Below are 17,973 nucleotides of genomic sequence, written 5' to 3'. Positions count from 1 at the left end.
TTCGAAAGATAATAAAGAAAATGAGGGATTCCATTCCTTATTTTTGCAGGCAAACGTTCTGCCGTGAATATTGAACAGCTATATCAACATTACCTGGCCCATCCTTCCGTACAAACGGATACCCGCAAGCTGCAGCCCGGCGATATTTTTTTTGCGCTGCGCGGGCCTACCTTTAACGGCAACCAGTATGCCGCGGCCGCGCTGGAAGCAGGCGCCTCCCTGGCAGTGATAGATGACCCCGCGTTCCACACGGCGCCTGATAAAATGATGCTCGCCGCCGACGCGCTGCACGCCCTGCAGCAACTGGCGCGGCGCCACCGGCAGCAATTTGATATTCCTTTCATAGCCATCACCGGCACTAACGGTAAAACCACTACGAAAGAAATGGTGCGCACCGTACTGGGCTCACATTACCGTACCTACGCCACGGCCGGCAACCTCAACAACCACATCGGCGTACCCCTTACGCTGCTGGGCATACCGGCCAATGCGGAAATGGCCGTTATAGAAATGGGCGCCAACCACCAGCGGGAAATTGCCGGGTACTGCACGGTAGCCCTGCCTACCCATGGCCTTATCACCAACATCGGCAAGGCCCACCTGGAAGGTTTTGGCGGCGAAGAAGGTGTGCGGAAGGCGAAGGGGGAGCTGTATGATTACCTTCGGGATACCAACGGCACCGCCTTTGTTTGCACGGATTATCCCTACCTGCTGGACATGAGCAAGGGCATTGCCGAAGTAGTGACCTACGGTTCCGCCAACGCCGGTTACACGGGCAAGCCGGTGGAAGGGAGCGCCCTGCTGGCGCTGGGCACGGAACAGACGGGGCTGATACACACCCGGCTGGTGGGCGGTTACAACTTTCCCAATGTAATGGCCGCTATTGCCATAGGCCTGCATTTTGGCGTACCGGCCCAAAAAATAAAAACGGCCATAGAAGCATACGTGCCGGCCAACAACCGCTCACAGATAGAAAAAAGGGGCGGCAATACGTTCATCATGGATGCCTATAATGCCAATCCCTCCAGCATGAAAGCCGCTGTGGAAAACTTTGCCGCAATAAAAGCGGCCCAAAAGGTGTTATTACTGGGAGCCATGAAAGAACTGGGGGAAGACAGTGAAAAAGAGCACCAGGCGCTGGCAGACCTGCTGCAGCAACAGCACTGGAAAGCTGTAGTGCTGGTAGGCCCCGAGTTTGCCGCGGTCAATCACCCGTACATCTTTATGGAAACGGCTGACGATGCCAGAAAATGGCTGGAGCAGCAGGGGTTTGAAAACACGCACATACTGGTAAAAGGCTCCCGCAGCGTAGGCATGGAAAAAGTACTGCCATAAAAAAATAAACCTGCGAGTTAAAAAACTCACAGGTTTTCATAACCTATGCCAACTTTAGAGTATCTTAAAAGCCACAGGCTTGCATTTTCTGTTGATAGTAAGGTATCCTTACTGGCCCTTACTCTTATATCAACGCGCAACTAAATAAAAGGTTTAACCCGGGGAATATTTTTTTTCAGGACTGTTTTTGGAACACTTCGGCCTTCACGGTTTCCGGAGTACGGTTTCCCGCCGGCATGCCCGGCGTGCGGGAATTGCTGCTCCCGCCCATTGTTACATGCAGGAGGCCGGGCGCTACAGCCCTTTCAAGTAGCTGATTTACAGCCTTATGCCGGCGCCCTGTTTACAGGGTTTTCCTTTCCTGCGTTAACTCTACCAGTATGCCGCCGGTACTTTTGGGATGGAGGAAACAAACTAGCTTGTTATCCGCGCCATGTTTGGGTGTTGTGTGAACCAGTTCAAAACCTTCCTGCTGCAACCTTTCCATTTCCGTATGGATATCTTCCACCTCAAACGCTATGTGATGCATGCCTTCTCCTTTCTTTTCAATGAACCGGGCAATGGCGCTGCTGTCTGTACTGGCTTCCAGCAATTCTATTTTTGATTCGCCCTGCCTGAAAAATGCCGTGGTAACGCCTTCGGAAGCCACTTCTTCCGTTTTGTAGCAAGGGGTGTTGAGCAGTTTTTCGAAAAGAGGGATGGCGGTGGCCAGTGATTTTACGGCAATGCCGATATGTTCCACTTTCAACATAGATCTGACAATTGGGTGATAGATGCAATTGATGGCCCCATCAATGGTTCCAATCGGCTGCGCGGGTAAAAATAGAACTTATATCGTAATTTTGGGGCATGCTGCAATTGCCTGTTTACCTGGATAACAATGCCACTACCCGCTGCGATCCGCGCGTGGTAGCAGCCATGTTGCCCTTTTTTACGGAGCACTACGGCAACGCCGCCTCGCGCACCCACCGTTATGGCTGGGCCGCTGAAGAGGCAGTAGACCTTGCCCGGGAGCAGGTAGCGCAACTGGCCGGGGCCGTTAAACAGGAGATCGTTTTCACCTCCGGCGCAACGGAAGCCATCAACCTGGCCATCAAAGGCGTGTTGGAAGCCTATGCGGCAAAAGGCCGGCATATTGTTACGGTGGAAACCGAGCACAAGGCCGTGCTGGACACCTGCCGGCGCCTGGAAAAACAGGGCGCCGCCGTTACCCTGCTGCCGGTAGATGCCGGGGGGCGGATAGACCTGGCGGCACTGGAAGCGGCCATTACCCCGCAAACCATACTGGTATGCGTAATGTACGCCAACAATGAAACCGGTGTGATACAGCCCATCCGCGCTATTAGCGACATTGCCCGCCGCCACGGCGTATTGCTGATGACAGACGCCACCCAGGCCATGGGTAAAATTCCGGTAAATGTGGAGGCGGACGGGATAGACCTGATGGCCTTCAGCGCCCATAAAATGCATGGCCCCAAGGGGGTGGGCGCCCTCTACGTACGCCGCCGGCAGCCGCGGGTACGGCTGGCCGCCCAGATAGACGGCGGGGGGCACGAAAGGGGCATGCGCTCCGGTACGCTCAATGTACCGGGTATTGCCGGGCTGGGAAAGGCCTGTGAGCTGGCGGGTGCCGAAATGGCAGTGAACGCCCCGCGCATGGCCGCCCTGCGGGACCGGCTGGAAAAGGGCCTGCTGGCCATGGAGGCCACGTCTGTAAACGGCTCCACGGCATACAGGCTGCCGAATGTGACCAATATTGCCTTTGGCTATACGGAAGGAAACGCCCTGCTGACCGCGCTAAACCGGGATATTGCCGTATCTTCGGGGTCAGCCTGCACCTCCGCCCTGCCCGAGCCCAGCCATGTACTGACAGCTATGGGCCTGGAAGAGGAACTGGCACATTCTTCGCTAAGGTTCAGTGTAAGCCGTTTCACCACGGAGGAGGAGACAGACCACGCCATCAGGGCGGTGAAGGAAGCGGTAGACATGCAGCGGAAGCTGAGGATAGATCTGCCCTGACGGGCAACGGCAGCGTGCCGCCGGCAGCACAAGGAAAGCAAAAAACTGACATCTAATAATTATAATAATATAGACGGACGGGCGGCCAGGCCCCCGGCCCATAAAAAGGAAAGGAGGATAACATGATATACATCAGTGACAAGGCAAGGCAAAAAGTGGAAAGCCTGCGGGCAGACGGCTCCCTGGGCCCGGATTATTTCCTGCGGGTATCCGTTGTAGGCGGCGGCTGTTCCGGCCTCAGCTACAAGCTGGATTTTGATAACGTGCCTAAACCCAAAGACCAGGTGTTTGACAACGACGGTATCAAGGTGGTAACAGACCTGAAAAGTTTCCTGTACCTCTGCAATACCACGCTGGAATTTTCCGAAGGCCTGAACGGTAAAGGTTTCTATTTCAACAACCCCAACGCCGCGCGTACCTGCGGCTGCGGTGAAAGTTTTTCCGTATAAGTTGTTGATTTTCAGCTAGAATATATCATTGCCCGGCCATGGCCGGGCTTTTTTCTGCCCTTTCGGGGAAAACGTTTCTATAGCCCCGTGTTAGCCGGCAACGGCCTGTGCGAACCGTTATTTTACTTTACCGCCCTACGTCCCATCAATTAACAAATATTTTTATTCCGTAATTCGAAATTCGTGAGCGGTAATTATATATTTGTCTGCAATGTCAGCGATATTTAAAAAAGAGGTCCACCAGTTTTTCAGCAGCATTACCGGGTACGTGGCCATCATCCTGTTTTTGGTGGCCAACGGGCTGTTCCTTTTCGTATACCCAGACACCAGCCTGCTGGATGCCGGTTATGCCAACCTGGACGGGCTGTTTGAAATGGCCCCGCTCATTTTTCTGCTGCTCATACCCGCCATCACCATGCGCTCGCTGGCAGATGAGTTTAAAACCGGCACCATGGAGCTGCTGAGCACCAAACCGGTTACCTGGTGGCAGATCATTGGAGGGAAATTCTGCGCCTGCATTACCATTGTGATCATAGCGCTGCTCCCCACCCTGGTCTATTACCTGGCCATGTCCCAACTGGCGGCCACCAACAACGGGCTGGACAATGGCAGCATCATCGGCTCCTATGTGGGGCTGTTTTTGCTGGGCAGCACCTTCACCGCTATCGGGCTGTGGGCCTCCTCTCTCAGCAGCAACGCTGTGGTGGCCTTTCTGGTGGCCATTTTCACCTGCTACATATTCTACAACGGATTTGACGCGTTAAGCAAAGTGCCGGTATTTTCCGGCGGGGCAGACTATTACCTGCAAATGGCCGGCATCCGTTACCATTATAATTCGATCAGCCGCGGCGTTATAGACAGCCGGGACGTGATCTATTTCCTGAGCGTTACGGGGCTGATGCTCTATCTTACCAAAATGTCGCTGGAACGCAAGATCTGGCAGGGTTGAACTATGGAACTTACTACAAAGGAAAAAAGGAAAAAATACCTGCAGCGTACACTGGGCGTAGTAGCCATACTCATAGCCCTGAACATGGCGGCTTCGTATATACACGGCCGTTGGGACCTGACGGCCGAGAAACGCTACACCCTGGCAGCCTCTACCCGTCAGCTGCTCCGCCAGCTGGACGCGCCGGTATACATTGAAGTATATCTCAAAGGCCAGTACCCGGCCGGTTTCCGCCAGTTGGGAGACGCCACGCGCGAGCTGCTGGAAGAGTTCCAGGAATATGGCGGCAAAAATATCCGGTTCTCCTTTGTGAGCCCGGGCACCAACCTGCCGGACTCGCTGCGCATGAGCTTCCAGGACAGCCTCATGGCCAAAGGCATTTTGCCTTTCAACCTGCAGGTGCAGGAAAACGGGCAGGACAGCTATGCCGAAAAACTGATCTTCCCCGGCGCCACCATCCGCTACAAAGACCGGGAGAACAGTGTGAACCTGCTCAAAAGCCAGGGCGGCATGGACCCCATGCAGGCCCTCAACAGCTCCGTAGCCCTGCTGGAGTATAAATTCGCCAACGCCATTTACCAGCTGCAGCAAACAGAGCGGCCGCTGGTGGGCTATATGCTGGGCCACGGCGAACCGGAAGGCCCCAATATTTACGACGCCCTTAAAACCCTGCATGAGCTGTACCAGGTAGACACCATCAACCTGAAAGCAGACAGCCACATTCCGCGGGAGTTTGACGCCATCCTGTTTGTACGGCCCCTGGAAACGTTTACAGACGAAGACAAGCTGAAAATAGACCAGTACGTGATGAACGGCGGCAAGGTGCTGTGGTTCATAGATAACCTCACCGCCTCGGCAGACAGCCTGCGGGGCCGGGAGTTTGTGGCCTTTGACCGCAACCTGCAGCTGGAAGACCTCCTGTTCAAATACGGCGCCCGGGTAAACCTTGACCTGGTGCAGGACCTGCAAAGCGACATGATCCCCCTCGTAGTAGGCAATATCGGGGACAAGCCGCAGATCAGGCCCATCCCCTTCCCGTTCTTTCCCCTGCTCACGCCCGGCAACACCCATCCCATTGTAAAGAACATGGACCTTATTATGAGCCGGTTTGCCAGCTCTATAGATACCATGAAAGGCGGCAACATCCATAAAACCATACTGCTGGCTACTTCAGACCATAGCCGCACCCTTGGCGGCCCGGTGCAGATCAGCCTGGAAAGCGTGCAGCAAGCGCCCAACCGGCGGGATTTCAGGCAACGCGCCATTCCCGTGGCCGTGCTGCTGGAAGGGCGTTTCCCTTCGCTCTTTAACCACCGCCTCAGCCGGGAGCGGCAGCAAGCCCTCGAAAGCGCCAGCGGCCTGCCTTTCAAGGCAGTGGCGGATACGCTCAACCGCATGATCGTGGTGGGCGATGCAGACATTGTGACCAATGCCCTCTCTCAAAAAGAAGGGCCGCTGCAAATGGGCGTAAATGAATTTAATCCGCAATATGTATTTGCCAACAAGGAGTTTTTCCTCAACAGCATGGAATACCTCACCAGCAAAACGCCCATTATGGACACCCGCAGCAAGGAGCTTACCCTCCGGCTGCTGGACGGCGAGAAGCTGAAAAAAGATAAAACCCTCTGGCAGGTACTGGCTTTTGCCCTGCCCATAGGCGCCATATTGCTGTTTGCCATGGTGTTCCAGTTTATCAGGCAACGTAAATACGCCTGATAAGCAACCGGAATCCATTATCTTTGCTCTTCAATAAAATTTTCCGTCTGCATGACACCGCAACAATGGACGTATGCCGTCTTTGGAATTGTTATCATCCTGGCCCTCATTTTTGACCTGGGGCTGCTAAGTAAAAAAGGAGAGGTCATTTCAATCAAGAAAGCATTAATTCAAACCTGTTTCTGGGTTGCGCTGTCATTTGGTTTCTTCGGGTTCATCTGGTATGAAGACGGGTCAAGGATGGCCGTTGAGTACCTGAGCGCCTACCTGATGGAATGGTCGCTGTCCATAGACAATATTTTTGTGTTCATCCTCATATTCGGCTTCTTCAAGGTGAAGGAGACCGCCTATGCCCGTGTACTGCTCATCGGCATTTTGATGGCCATTGTGTTCCGCGCCATTTTTATTACCGTAGGCGTGGCGCTCATTGCCCAGTTTGGCTGGATACTTTATATTTTCGGCGCCTTCCTTGTATACACCGGCTTCAAGATGTTTGTGGTAGACCAGCACGAAGAATTTAAGCCCGAAGAGAACTTTGCCTACCGGTTCATGCAGAAATACATGCGCATTTCCCATGCGGAGCCGCACGGCCGGTTCACCATCAAACAGAACGGCAAGGTATATTTTACCTCACTGGCCGTGGTAGTGGTCATGCTGGCGGTAACAGACATTGTGTTTGCGCTGGACTCCATTCCCGCCGTGTTTGCCATTTCCAAAGAACCGCTGGTGGTGTACACGTCTAACATCTTTGCCGTACTGGGGCTGCGCTCGCTGTTCTTCCTGCTGCGCGGCGCGGTAGACAAATTCGATTACCTGCAGCAGGGCATTGCCATTGTGCTGATATTCATAGGCCTGAAAATGCTGGCGGAGATCTGGCACTTCAAGCTCCCTGTATGGATATCACTGGTGGTGATAGTGACATGCCTGGCAGGTTCTATTGTGTATTCCATCCTGTATCAGAAAAAATTACCGGTAAAGCCGGAAGCAGATATTGAGAAGTAGTTGATCGTGAAAAGCGTCCTGGCCAGAGTCCCCGGACGCTTTTTTATTAAAACCATATAAAATTGTATACCGCAGAAAGTATCAGCAAGATCCTGAAGGGTGAATTGTTGCAACAGACCGGGCATCCGGAGATCGAACATATTTTGCTGGACAGTCGCAAACTGCTTGTTGCAGAAACATCCGTGTTCATCCCCCTTGTTAGCGAACGCCGCAATGCCCACCAGTACGTAGACGAACTGTACAGGAAAGGCGTCAGCAATTTCATTGTAAGCGAGCCGGTGTCTATTGGCCTGTACCCGAACGCCAATATCATCATGGTAAAAAATACCCTGCAGGCCCTGCACGCCCTGGTGGCCTGGCACCGCCAGCAGTTCCAGGTACCGGTAATAGGCATCACCGGCAGCAACGGTAAAACCATTGTGAAGGAATGGCTGTACCAGCTGCTGGAAAAAGATCACAACATTGTACGCAGCCCCAAGAGCTATAACTCGCAAATAGGCGTGCCGCTGTCTGTCTGGCAGATGAAGGAAGAGAACGACCTGGCCATTTTTGAAGCGGGCATTTCCCAGCCGGGAGAAATGGTGAACCTGGAAAAAGTGATCCGGCCCACCATTGGCATCTTCACCAATATCGGCGAGGCGCACAACGAAGGTTTTCTCAACATCCGCCAGAAGGTAAATGAAAAGCTGATCCTTTTCATGAAGAGCGATGTGCTGATCTATTGCAAAGACTACCTGGCCCTTAACGAGTGCGTGAACAATTTTCACAACCTGGTAGGGAAAAGGGAAATTGACAACGATCTGCAGCTGCTTACCTGGAGCCGCAAAACAGACGCGGACCTGCGCGTGATCAGCGTGGACAAGAACGATAATCATACCCGTATAGACGCCCTGTACAAACAGGAGCCGCTCTTCATCCGCATACCTTTTGTAGACGAAGGCTCTATTGAAAATGCCATCCACTGCTGGGCGCTGATGCTCTACCTGGGCAAACCGCAGGAACTGATACAGGAACGGATGGACCACCTGGGCAATATAGCCATGCGGCTGGAAATGAAGCAGGGCATCAACAATTGCAGCATCATCAATGACAGCTACAATTCAGACCTCGGCTCCCTGGCCATTGCCCTGGAGTTCCTGCAGCAGCAACGCCAGCACCCGGTGCGCACCGTTATTCTCAGTGACATACTGCAGAGCGGCAAAAGCGAAGGCTCGCTGTATGAAGAAGTGGCCGGCATGCTGGAACAGAAAGGCATCCAGAAACTGGTCGGCATCGGCAAAAACATTTCGCGTGAAAAGCAGAGCTTCAGCAAAGTAAAGGCGGCCTTTTACGCCAACACGGAAGAATTTCTGCAACAGGTAGACACCAGCGAGTTCCAGAACGAGTCCATACTGGTAAAAGGCGCCCGCGTGTTCCAGTTTGAACGCATCGGCAAACTGCTGGAGCAGAAAGCACACCAGACCATCCTGGAAATAAACCTCAGCGCTATTGCGCACAATATAAAAGCCTACCAGGCCCTGCTGAAACCCGGCATCAAACTGATGGCCATGGTAAAGGCCTTTTCTTACGGCAGCGGCAGCTACGAAATTGCCAGCCTGCTGCAGTTCCATGGTGTAGATTACCTGGCCGTGGCGTATGCGGACGAAGGAGTGGAATTGCGCCGCGCCGGCATTACCCTGCCTATTATGGTAATGAACCCGGAGCCCACCACCTTTGAGGCCATCCTGCAATGGAACCTGGAGCCGGAGCTGTACTCCATGCACATACTGGAACAGTTTGAAGAAGTGGCGCGCTACGCCAACAAAAGCAACTATCCCGTACACATCAAGCTGGACACGGGCATGCACCGCCTCGGCTTTGAACGGCATGAGCTGCCGGTATTGATACAGCGTTTGCAACAGGAAGGGCTTTTCAGGGTACAGTCTATTTTCAGCCACCTGGCCGCCAGCGAAGATGCCGGCAAAGACGATTTTACCCGGAAACAATATGACCAGTTCATCAAGATGAGCGCTACCCTGCAACAGCAACTCGGTTACGGCGTGATCAGGCACATTGCCAACAGCGCCGCCATACACCGCCACCCGGAGCTGCAGCTGGACATGGTGCGGCTGGGCATTGGCATGTACGGGGTAGACAGCGCCGCCACCTTCCAGGACAAGCTCCGGAACGTGAGCACGCTCAAAACCACCATTGCGCAGCTGAAACAGATACCCGCCGGGGACAGTGTAGGCTACGGCGGCCAATGGACCGCAAAAGCGCCCGCCGTAATTGCCACCGTGCGCATCGGGTATGCAGACGGCTATTCCCGCCACCTGGGCAACGGCGCCGGCAAAATGCTGGTGCGCAACAAACTGGCCCCGGTAGCAGGCGTGGTGGCCATGGATATGTTAATGCTGGATGTGACCCACATACCTGACGCGGCGGAAGGAGATGAAGTGATCGTGTTCGGGGAAGCGCTGCCCGTACAGCAGGTAGCAGCGTGGGCAGACACCATTCCCTACGAGATACTGACAGGCATTTCCCAACGGGTGAAACGCGTGTATTTCCAGGAATAAAACATATGCTAACGGGTTATCATCTTTGAAATAATACATTATTTTTGAGAAAATTTGAAGTTTTGAAATATCGTCACATCGTTTTAATTGTAGTGCTGATTCTGCTGGTAGACCAGGTGCTGAAGTTCTGGATCAAGACCAACATGACCATTGCGGAACAATTCCCGGTGATTTCCAACTGGTTCTTTATCCATTTTATAGAAAATGAAGGGATGGCATATGGGTTGAAATTTGGCGGGGAGTTTGGCAAAATAGCCCTTACCCTTTTTCGCCTGATAGCAGTAGTGATCGGTTTCTTCTACATGAAAAAACTGGTGAAGGAACAATACCATACCGGCCTGCTGGTGTGCGGCGCGCTGATACTGGCGGGTGCCGCCGGCAACCTGATAGACAGCATGTTTTACGGTCTTATTTTTTCCGAAAGCACCCGCTATGAAGTGGCGCAGTTCATGCCCGCCGGCGGCGGCTACGGCACTTTCCTCCACGGCAATGTGGTAGACATGCTGTACTTCCCGCTGTTTGACGGTACGTTCCCCAGCTGGGTACCGTTCTGGGGCGGCGAGCATTTCATATTTTTCCGCCCTGTGTTTAACATTGCGGATGCCTCCATTTCAGTAGGCGTCATTATAATATTGCTTTTCCAGAAGCGGTTCCTCACCCGCAAAACCGATGGCCCTGACGGGGCCATTGAGACCGGCGCTGTTGTAGATGATACGCAGCAGGTGATGTAAGATATCATCAGCCGCCAGGTTATCTTTGGCCGTATAACAGTGCTCACGGCCCCGGCCGGCGCTTTACATGCGGCCATGCCGCACCATACCGCCGGAGCAGCCATGCTGCAGTATAAGCCCAATGATTATCAGCCCCTTAGCATTTTTTTAAATCCTTGTCCTAAATATTTGGATAAACCGGGGATTAAGTCTATTTTTAGTCCACAATTCCTGTAGACTATATTAGTATTATAATTTATGTCGCATAATGAGGTGATCGATAAGGCCGAACAACGCGTTGCCACCGTTGAAACACAAAAGGTGCTCATAGACCTCGTGAACGAGGACAATAAAAAACAGCACTGGATATGGGTAACCATCGGTTTATCCATACTGGTAGTGGCTGCCGGCCTGTGGTTCACCTATTATTATGGTATCTCCCACGAATCGCAGACCCGTATTGCCCGGTTTGTGCAGGATACCTTCACTGAAAAGCTCCTTTTCTTCATGGGCGTAGGCCTGATGGCGCAGGTAATTGACGGCGCGCTGGGCATGGCCTACGGCGCCACGTCTTCATCCCTGCTGCTGGGGCTGGGCGTTTCCCCGGCCATGACCAGTACCAGCGTACACGTAGCGGAAGTATTCACCACAGGCGCTTCGGGCATTGCACACTTCAAGCTGGGCAACGTTAACAAAAAACTCTTCCTTCACCTGCTGATCCCGGGCATGATAGGGGCCGTTATAGGCGCTTACCTGCTGTCTGACAAAATAGACGGCGATGTGATCAAACCTTTCATGAGCGCTTACCTCATGATACTGGGCGTACTCATACTCCGCAAGGCGCTGCAGCGCAACAAGCCCAAGGCCAAAACACGCCGCCTCGGGCCGCTGGCATTTTTTGGCGGCTTTATGGACGCCATTGGCGGCGGCGGATGGGGGCCTATTGTAACCTCTACCCTCCTGAGCAAGGGCCGCACCGTGAACTATACCATCGGCTCTGTAAACGCTGCCGAATTTTTCATTTCCGTATCCAGCGCGGGCACCTTTCTGCTGTTTAACGGCGTTGGCAGCCTGCAGGTAATACTGGGGCTGATACTCGGTGGGGTCATTGCCTCTCCTTTTGCCGCCATACTGGTGAAAAAGATGAAGCGCAAGCCGCTCATGATCATGGTAGGCGTACTGGTAATTGCCATGAGCCTGCGCACCATCATTATGGTATTCTGGAAATAATCCCCCTTCTTTTTGCTTCCATCAAACAAGTGTAACAGGAAAACCGGGACCAGACCGTTTTGAACACCCTCTTCTTTTTGTTTCCATCAAACAAATGTAACCGTAGCCCCGGCCAGGGTTCCTTTCTGGTTCGTCTTTTAGCTATTCTAAGGTATTCATCAGGTTTTCCTAGGATCATCCTTGGGTTTTCTATATGAAATTACCCATGAATACCCTAAGAAAACCCTAAGATGACCCCAGGATGGTACTTAGATGCCCGTTACGCCATGATGCGCTGCATAAAAAAAGGGCCAACCCTTTATTTCAGGCCGGCCCGCTTCGTTTTTGAGCTTTTTGTATATCAGATTTTACCTACCATCTGGCTGGGGTCTACCCAGGCGTCAAACTCTTCCGGGGTTACATACCCGAGTTTTACCGCCATTTCTTTCAGGGTAGTACCTTCTTTATGCGCCTTCTGCGCAATTTCCGCTGCTTTGTAGTAACCGATCCTGGTATTGAGGGCGGTTACCAGCATCAGGGAATTATCTACGTGCTTTTTGATATTGGCTTCAATGGGGGCAATGCCTTCCGCACATTTATCGTTGAAGCTCACGCAACCGTCTCCCAGCAGCCGCGCGGAATGCAGGAAGTTATAGATCATCATGGGCTTGAATACGTTCAGCTCAAAATGGCCGGTAGCGCCGCCTATGTTAATGGCCACGTCGTTACCCAGCACCTGCGCGGCAATCATGGTCAGCGCTTCGCACTGGGTGGGGTTTACCTTACCGGGCATAATGGAAGAACCGGGCTCATTGTCCGGGATGAACAGCTCGCCAATGCCGGAGCGGGGGCCGGAGCTGAGCATGCGGATGTCATTGGCAATTTTCATGAGGCTTACGGCCACGGTTTTGAGGGCGCCGTGGGCTTCCACAATAGCGTCGTGCGCGGCCAGCGACTCAAATTTGTTTTCCGCCGTTACAAAAGGCAGCCCGGTCAGCTCGGCAATTTTCTTAGCCACGTTCTCCGCGTAACCTTCGGGCGTATTGATGCCCGTGCCTACAGCGGTACCGCCCAGCGCCAGTTCCGCCAGGTGCGGCAGGGAGTTGTTGATGGCGCGCAGGCCATGGTCCAGCTGGGATACATACCCGCTGATCTCCTGGCCCACGGTGAGTGGGGTAGCGTCCATAAAGTGCGTGCGGCCGATTTTTACCACATGCATGAACGCCTTGGACTTTTGGGCCAGCGTTTCCCGCAGCTTTTTAATGCCGGGAATGGTGACTTCCAGCAGCATTTTATAGGCGGCAATGTGCATGGCCGTGGGGAAGGTATCGTTGGAAGATTGTGATTTGTTCACATCGTCATTAGGGTGTACCGCCTTCTCCTTATCTGTGAGCTGGCCACCGTTCAGCACATGGGCGCGGTAGGCCACCACTTCGTTCACGTTCATATTGGATTGGGTGCCGGAGCCTGTTTGCCATACTACCAGCGGAAACTCGGCGTCCAGCTTGTCTTCCAGTATCTCGTCACACACCCTGCCGATCAGGGCGGCCTTTTCCGCGGGCAATACGCCGGCGGCCTGGTTGGTGAGCGCCGCGGCCTTTTTCAGATAAGCAAATGCACGGATGATCTCTTTCGGCATCCTGTTAATATCCTGTGCAATCCTGAAATTGTCGATGGAACGCTGGGTTTGTGCGCCAAAATACGCGTTCACAGGTACCTTCACCTCTCCCATCGTGTCTTTCTCTATCCTGAAATCCATAATGTATTGTGTTATTTTGGGCCACAAGTTAATCAATTACAGGTTAGGAAAAGAGGCCATGGCCCGTTATTCTCCCCTGAAATTTGCCTGCCGCTTCTCCATAAAAGCGGCGGCGCCTTCCTGCAGGTCTTTGGTGCCGAAGCACTTGCCAAATTCCTCCATTTCCGTTTCGAAACCATTCATGTCCCACACAAAGTAATTGTTGACGCATTTGATCACCCTGGCAATGGCCAGCGGGGCCTTGGTATGGACCTTTTGCAGGATGGAGCGGGTTTTGGGCAGCAGCTCGTCCGCGCTGGTCACATGGTTCACCAGGCCCAGCCGGTGCGCTTCTTCCGCCCCTATCATATCCGCCGTCATCATCAGCTCCAGCGCCTTTCCCTTGCCTACCAGCTGTACCAGGCGCTGCGTGCCGCCGTAGCCGGGTATAATGCCCAGGTTCACTTCCGGCTGGCCGAACTTTGCGTTGTCACTGGCTACCCTGAAATGGCAGGCCATGGCCAGCTCGCAGCCGCCCCCCAGGGCAAAGCCGTTCACCGCCGCGGCAATGGGCTTGTGGCTGTCTTCAATACGCTGAAATATCACATGCCCGCGCTTGGCCAGTTCGGTGCCCTGCTCCGGCGAAAGCTGTAGAAATTCAGATATATCCGCCCCGGCAATAAACGCCTTGGGGCCGCTGCCGGTAATGAGGGCGCTTTTTACCGCCTTGTTCTTGTACACTTCATCTATGGCCAGGGCCAGCTCTTTCATAACTTCCTGGTTCAGGGCGTTCAGTTTGTCAGGGCGGTTAATGGTGATCTCCAGAATACCGTCTTTCAATTCAGTAGTGATAGTATTGTACATATATCGGGCTGTTTTTATCTTCAACTAAATTAACGAAAAAGGGACGCATTTACGGATGCGCCCCTTTTTGCTTATAGTTGTTGGCTTATGATTATTAGTCTTCTACTGTTCTTTTCTCGATGATCATTTTAGTGCCTTTGCGGTATTTGCCGCTGCTTTTGTGAGGGCCGGCATGGAACTGGAAACCGAAGTTATAGCTCAGCGTCACAAACACCAGGTTGGCCTTCATGTCTTTATACGGCTGCTCTTTCACCCCGTTCACGGTTTGGGTAAAATCCTTGTTGTAAAAATCGTTCAGATAGTACTGCACCTTCAGGCCAAAGCCGGGGTTGAAACGGAAACCGGCAAATAAGGACGGCATAAAAGTAGGGGTACGGTCACTGAACCATTCGTTGAACTTGCTTTTTTTGTCCCCGTGCAGGAAGTATTTTTCCTTGTAGTTGAAGGCCAGGTCATATTCCCCGCCCAGGAAGAAGAAAAACCCGTCTCGCATGTTCCCGAACTTGAGGCCCAGGGGCACGCCCAGGGTGTATACCCGCTGCTTCAGCTTCACAGAGTCATTGGGCTTGCTGATGAGGCCTATATTTTTGATATTCAGCCCGGTAAAGATGCCAAAGTTGTTGGTAAAATCATAGTTGTAATTGGTGCCCACGTTAAAGAACAGGGTGAAACGGGGAATGTTGCGTACACGCTCCCCGGCGTTGGACATATTGGCAAAAGACAGCAGGGCGCCGTTGCCGCCGGCCGTAACATAACCGGTGCGGGGCTTGGGAGGGGCATAGAAATGGAAATGATAGGACACTTTCTTTTTAGGTGCTGCCGTGTCTTCCTGCGCCTGCGCGCCCGTTGCGGCAACCAGCAGCATCAATATTGTGTATCGGAACACTTTCATAAGTCAACAAAATTAGGTTGTGATGGAATAGTTCACGGCAGGGCGCTCTTTAGCATGCCGCCGTTTGGTAGTAAGACGACCGGCCGGGGAAAAAGTTTCAAAAAAGTTAAAATTCCCTGTTTTTTTTTGTCCAGTCCACAATGTAGCCGGCAATTTCCTGGGTATTGGTACCGGGCGGGAAGAGTTTTCCCACCCCGAGGGCGTATAATTCCTGCATGTCCGTGTCAGGGATGATGCCGCCGCCGGTGAGCAGCACATCGTCCATTCCTTTATCTTTCATCAGGGCTATGATCTTCGGGAAAACCGTCATATGCGCCCCGGAGAGGATGCTGATGCCAATAGCGTCCACATCTTCCTGCAGGGCGGCATTCACCACCATTTCGGGCGTTTGCCGCAGGCCGGTGTAGATCACCTCCATCCCGGCATCGCGCAGGGCGGCGGCTATCACTTTGGCGCCACGGTCGTGGCCATCCAGGCCTACCTTGGCTACCAGTACACGGATGGGGCGTTGAGCTGGGTTGACCATATTCTTCAATTGGAGTGTAAATGTAGGGTTTTCCGGGGGTTTAGAGAACCCGGGCCATGCTGCCACAAGGCCGCCGGCTGAACGGGGGCCCCAACAGCGGGATAAACGCGGCGGGCGCAAACGGCCCGAATTATACGTTCAGCCGTATTTTCTTACATTTGCACTTCGGAAAAAGCTGTAATATATGAGCGAAGAAAGGTCACTGAACTTTTTAGAACAAATTGTTGAAGACGATATTGCCAACGGCGTAAACGGCGGCCGGGTGCTCACCCGCTTCCCGCCGGAGCCCAATGGTTACCTGCATATAGGCCATGCCAAAAGCATCTGCCTCAATTTTGGCCTTGCCCAGAAATACAACGGGCAAACCAACCTCCGTTTTGACGATACCAACCCGGTTACGGAAGACACGGAATATGTAGATTCCATCAAGGCAGACATCCAGTGGCTGGGCTTTCAGTGGGCTACCGAGCGCTATGCTTCCGACTATTTTGAACAATTGTACAACTTTGCCGCAGACCTGATCAAAAAAGGCCTGGCCTATGTAGATGATTCCACCCCGGCTGAAATAGCCGCCCTCAAAGGCACGCCCACAGAGCCGGGAAAAGACAGCCCCTTCCGCAGCCGCAGCGTGGAAGAGAACCTCCAGCTGTTTGCAGACATGCGGGCCGGCAAATATCCTGACGGCGCCAAGGTGCTGCGGGCCAAAATAGACATGGCGGCTCCCAACATGCACCTGCGGGACCCTTTGATGTACCGCATCAAACATGCCCGTCACCACCGCACCGGCGATGCCTGGTGCATTTACCCGATGTATGATTTTGCCCACGGGCAGAGTGACAGCATTGAGCATATCACCCACTCCATCTGCACGCTGGAGTTTGTACCGCACCGGCCGCTGTACGACTGGTTCATCGAAAAACTGGACATTTTCCCCTCTCACCAGTACGAGTTTGCCCGCCTGTCCCTGAACTATACGGTGATGAGCAAACGCAAGCTGCTGCAGCTGGTGAACGAAGGCCACGTATCCGGCTGGGACGATCCCCGCATGCCTACCCTCAGCGGCTACCGCCGCCGCGGCTACACGCCGTCCAGCATCCGCACCTTTGCGGAAAGAATAGGCGTGCAGAAACGTGACAACCTGATAGACGTGGGGCTGCTGGAATTTTGCATCCGCGAAGAGCTGAACAAAACCGCCAACCGCGTAATGGCCGTGCTGGACCCTGTCAAGCTGGTGATCACCAATTACCCCGAAGGGCTGGTAGAAGAGCTGGACGCGGACAACAACCCGGAAGATGAGGCAGCCGGGCACCGCCAGGTAACCTTCAGCAACACGCTGTATATAGAAAGGGACGATTTTATGGAGGACCCGCCAAAAAAATTCTTCCGCCTCGGCCCCGGCCTGGCCGTACGGCTGAAGTACGCCTACATTGTGAAATGCGACAGTTTTGAGAAAGATGCGGATGGCAACGTCAGCACCATCTATTGCAGCTACCTGCCGGAAAGCCGCAGCGGGTCAGACAAAAGCGGCCTCACGGTGAAAGGCACCATACACTGGGTGAGCGCGGCGCATGCCGCACAGGCGGAAATACGGGTGTACGACCGGCTGTTTTCCGTAGAGAACCCCGCGTCTGAAGAAGGAGACTTCAAGTCTTTCATCAACCCCCACTCGCTGAAGGTAATACCCAATGCCATGGTAGAGCCCGCCTTGCTGGAAGCAAAGCCGGGAGACCGGTTCCAGTTCCTGCGGCTGGGTTACTTCTGCGCAGACCCTGATTCCACGCCCGGCAAACCAGTGTTCAACCGTACGGTAACGTTGAAAGATACCTGGGCCAAGGAAGCAAAAAAAGCATAAAGAGGACACCCCGTGTTGCAATAGCGGTACTGCCGCCCGCATTAACGGATATCTACAGTATATAACAGCGGTGGCCCGGCAACCGCATGTCCGCCCATCGCAACAAAATAAAAAAACTCCGGCAGCGCATCCGCTCCGGAGTTTTTCTTTTATAGTA

The 17,973-nt window shown here is 53.3% G+C and carries 15 protein-coding genes; 10 read left to right on the top strand and 5 right to left on the bottom strand.

Going from position 1 to position 17,973, the window contains the following annotated elements; genetic code table 11:
• Positions 1 to 63: 63 nt before the first annotated feature.
• The gene (locus tag D3A97_RS09300; protein ID WP_119078084.1) at positions 64 to 1,335 is read left to right on the top strand and encodes a UDP-N-acetylmuramoyl-tripeptide--D-alanyl-D-alanine ligase; all 1,272 of its coding nucleotides are present in this window, start codon (positions 64 to 66) and stop codon (positions 1,333 to 1,335) included.
• 343 nt (positions 1,336 to 1,678) lie between these two features.
• Here D3A97_RS09300 and mce read toward each other — a convergent pair whose 3' ends face one another.
• Entirely contained in the window at positions 1,679 to 2,086 is a 408-nt protein-coding gene (mce, locus tag D3A97_RS09295; protein ID WP_119078083.1) for a methylmalonyl-CoA epimerase, read from the bottom strand.
• A gap of 98 nt (positions 2,087 to 2,184) precedes the next feature.
• On the opposite strand from mce, the gene D3A97_RS09290 reads away from it, so the two are divergent.
• The 8 genes from D3A97_RS09290 to D3A97_RS09255 all read left to right on the top strand — a co-directional run bounded on the left by D3A97_RS09290 (position 2,185) and on the right by D3A97_RS09255 (position 11,965).
• Positions 2,185 to 3,354, top strand: coding sequence for a cysteine desulfurase family protein (locus tag D3A97_RS09290; RefSeq protein ID WP_198673909.1), 1,170 nt, complete (start codon positions 2,185 to 2,187; stop codon positions 3,352 to 3,354).
• 122 nt (positions 3,355 to 3,476) lie between these two features.
• Entirely contained in the window at positions 3,477 to 3,803 is a 327-nt protein-coding gene (locus D3A97_RS09285) for a HesB/IscA family protein (protein WP_119078082.1), read from the top strand.
• A gap of 211 nt (positions 3,804 to 4,014) precedes the next feature.
• Positions 4,015 to 4,752 carry a gliding motility-associated ABC transporter permease subunit GldF gene (gene gldF, locus D3A97_RS09280; protein ID WP_119078081.1) on the top strand — a complete coding sequence of 246 codons (738 nt, stop codon included), beginning with the start codon at positions 4,015 to 4,017 and terminating at the stop codon, positions 4,750 to 4,752.
• A gap of 3 nt (positions 4,753 to 4,755) precedes the next feature.
• Positions 4,756 to 6,468, top strand: a complete 1,713-nt coding sequence (gene gldG / locus D3A97_RS09275; protein WP_119078080.1) for a gliding motility-associated ABC transporter substrate-binding protein GldG — start codon at positions 4,756 to 4,758, stop codon at positions 6,466 to 6,468.
• Between the two features lie 51 nt (positions 6,469 to 6,519).
• Positions 6,520 to 7,470 (top strand): TerC/Alx family metal homeostasis membrane protein, encoded by a 951-nt coding sequence (locus D3A97_RS09270; RefSeq protein ID WP_119078079.1) that lies wholly within the window; start codon positions 6,520 to 6,522, stop codon positions 7,468 to 7,470.
• 62 nt (positions 7,471 to 7,532) lie between these two features.
• The gene (locus D3A97_RS09265; protein WP_119078078.1) at positions 7,533 to 10,025 is read left to right on the top strand and encodes a bifunctional UDP-N-acetylmuramoyl-tripeptide:D-alanyl-D-alanine ligase/alanine racemase; all 2,493 of its coding nucleotides are present in this window, start codon (positions 7,533 to 7,535) and stop codon (positions 10,023 to 10,025) included.
• Positions 10,026 to 10,087: 62 nt separating this feature from the next.
• On the top strand, positions 10,088 to 10,756 hold the full coding sequence (locus D3A97_RS09260) for a lipoprotein signal peptidase (RefSeq protein ID WP_198673908.1): 669 nt from the start codon (positions 10,088 to 10,090) through the stop codon (positions 10,754 to 10,756).
• A 237-nt stretch (positions 10,757 to 10,993) separates the two neighbouring features.
• Positions 10,994 to 11,965, top strand: coding sequence for a sulfite exporter TauE/SafE family protein (locus tag D3A97_RS09255; protein WP_119078076.1), 972 nt, complete (start codon positions 10,994 to 10,996; stop codon positions 11,963 to 11,965).
• Between the two features lie 340 nt (positions 11,966 to 12,305).
• On the opposite strand, the gene fumC is transcribed toward D3A97_RS09255, so the two are convergent.
• From fumC to D3A97_RS09235, 4 genes are all read right to left on the bottom strand, one after another.
• Entirely contained in the window at positions 12,306 to 13,703 is a 1,398-nt protein-coding gene (gene fumC, locus D3A97_RS09250; RefSeq protein WP_119078501.1) for a class II fumarate hydratase, read from the bottom strand.
• A gap of 66 nt (positions 13,704 to 13,769) precedes the next feature.
• Positions 13,770 to 14,546: an enoyl-CoA hydratase/isomerase family protein gene (locus tag D3A97_RS09245; protein ID WP_119078075.1), complete on the bottom strand. Its 777-nt coding sequence runs from the start codon at positions 14,544 to 14,546 to the stop codon at positions 13,770 to 13,772.
• 94 nt (positions 14,547 to 14,640) lie between these two features.
• Positions 14,641 to 15,438, bottom strand: a complete 798-nt coding sequence (locus D3A97_RS09240; protein WP_119078074.1) for an outer membrane beta-barrel protein — start codon at positions 15,436 to 15,438, stop codon at positions 14,641 to 14,643.
• A gap of 106 nt (positions 15,439 to 15,544) precedes the next feature.
• On the bottom strand, positions 15,545 to 15,964 hold the full coding sequence (locus D3A97_RS09235; protein ID WP_119078073.1) for a cobalamin B12-binding domain-containing protein: 420 nt from the start codon (positions 15,962 to 15,964) through the stop codon (positions 15,545 to 15,547).
• Positions 15,965 to 16,148: 184 nt separating this feature from the next.
• Between D3A97_RS09235 and D3A97_RS09230 the strand changes: the two genes are divergently transcribed.
• Complete coding sequence (locus D3A97_RS09230) at positions 16,149 to 17,816, top strand: glutamine--tRNA ligase/YqeY domain fusion protein (RefSeq protein WP_119078072.1); 1,668 nt, start codon at positions 16,149 to 16,151, stop codon at positions 17,814 to 17,816.
• Positions 17,817 to 17,973 lie beyond the last annotated feature (157 nt).

The sequence above is a fragment of the Chitinophaga alhagiae genome (assembly GCF_003568665.1).
Lineage (GTDB): Bacteria > Bacteroidota > Bacteroidia > Chitinophagales > Chitinophagaceae > Chitinophaga > Chitinophaga alhagiae.
The sequence above is the reverse complement of the archived record's forward strand: the minus strand, read 5'-3'. Positions and strand labels throughout refer to the sequence as shown.

Coding starts and splice junctions, on each gene's coding strand:
- D3A97_RS09270 (WP_119078079.1), top strand. CDS start 6,520: ATGACACCGCAACAATGGACGTATGCCGTCTTTGGAATTGTTATCATC.
- D3A97_RS09230 (WP_119078072.1), top strand. CDS start 16,149: ATGAGCGAAGAAAGGTCACTGAACTTTTTAGAACAAATTGTTGAAGAC.
- D3A97_RS09285 (WP_119078082.1), top strand. CDS start 3,477: ATGATATACATCAGTGACAAGGCAAGGCAAAAAGTGGAAAGCCTGCGG.
- D3A97_RS09255 (WP_119078076.1), top strand. CDS start 10,994: ATGTCGCATAATGAGGTGATCGATAAGGCCGAACAACGCGTTGCCACC.
- gldF (WP_119078081.1), top strand. CDS start 4,015: ATGTCAGCGATATTTAAAAAAGAGGTCCACCAGTTTTTCAGCAGCATT.
- D3A97_RS09235 (WP_119078073.1), bottom strand. CDS start 15,964: ATGGTCAACCCAGCTCAACGCCCCATCCGTGTACTGGTAGCCAAGGTA.
- gldG (WP_119078080.1), top strand. CDS start 4,756: ATGGAACTTACTACAAAGGAAAAAAGGAAAAAATACCTGCAGCGTACA.
- fumC (WP_119078501.1), bottom strand. CDS start 13,703: ATGGATTTCAGGATAGAGAAAGACACGATGGGAGAGGTGAAGGTACCT.
- D3A97_RS09240 (WP_119078074.1), bottom strand. CDS start 15,438: ATGAAAGTGTTCCGATACACAATATTGATGCTGCTGGTTGCCGCAACG.
- D3A97_RS09290 (WP_198673909.1), top strand. CDS start 2,185: ATGCTGCAATTGCCTGTTTACCTGGATAACAATGCCACTACCCGCTGC.
- mce (WP_119078083.1), bottom strand. CDS start 2,086: ATGTTGAAAGTGGAACATATCGGCATTGCCGTAAAATCACTGGCCACC.
- D3A97_RS09245 (WP_119078075.1), bottom strand. CDS start 14,546: ATGTACAATACTATCACTACTGAATTGAAAGACGGTATTCTGGAGATC.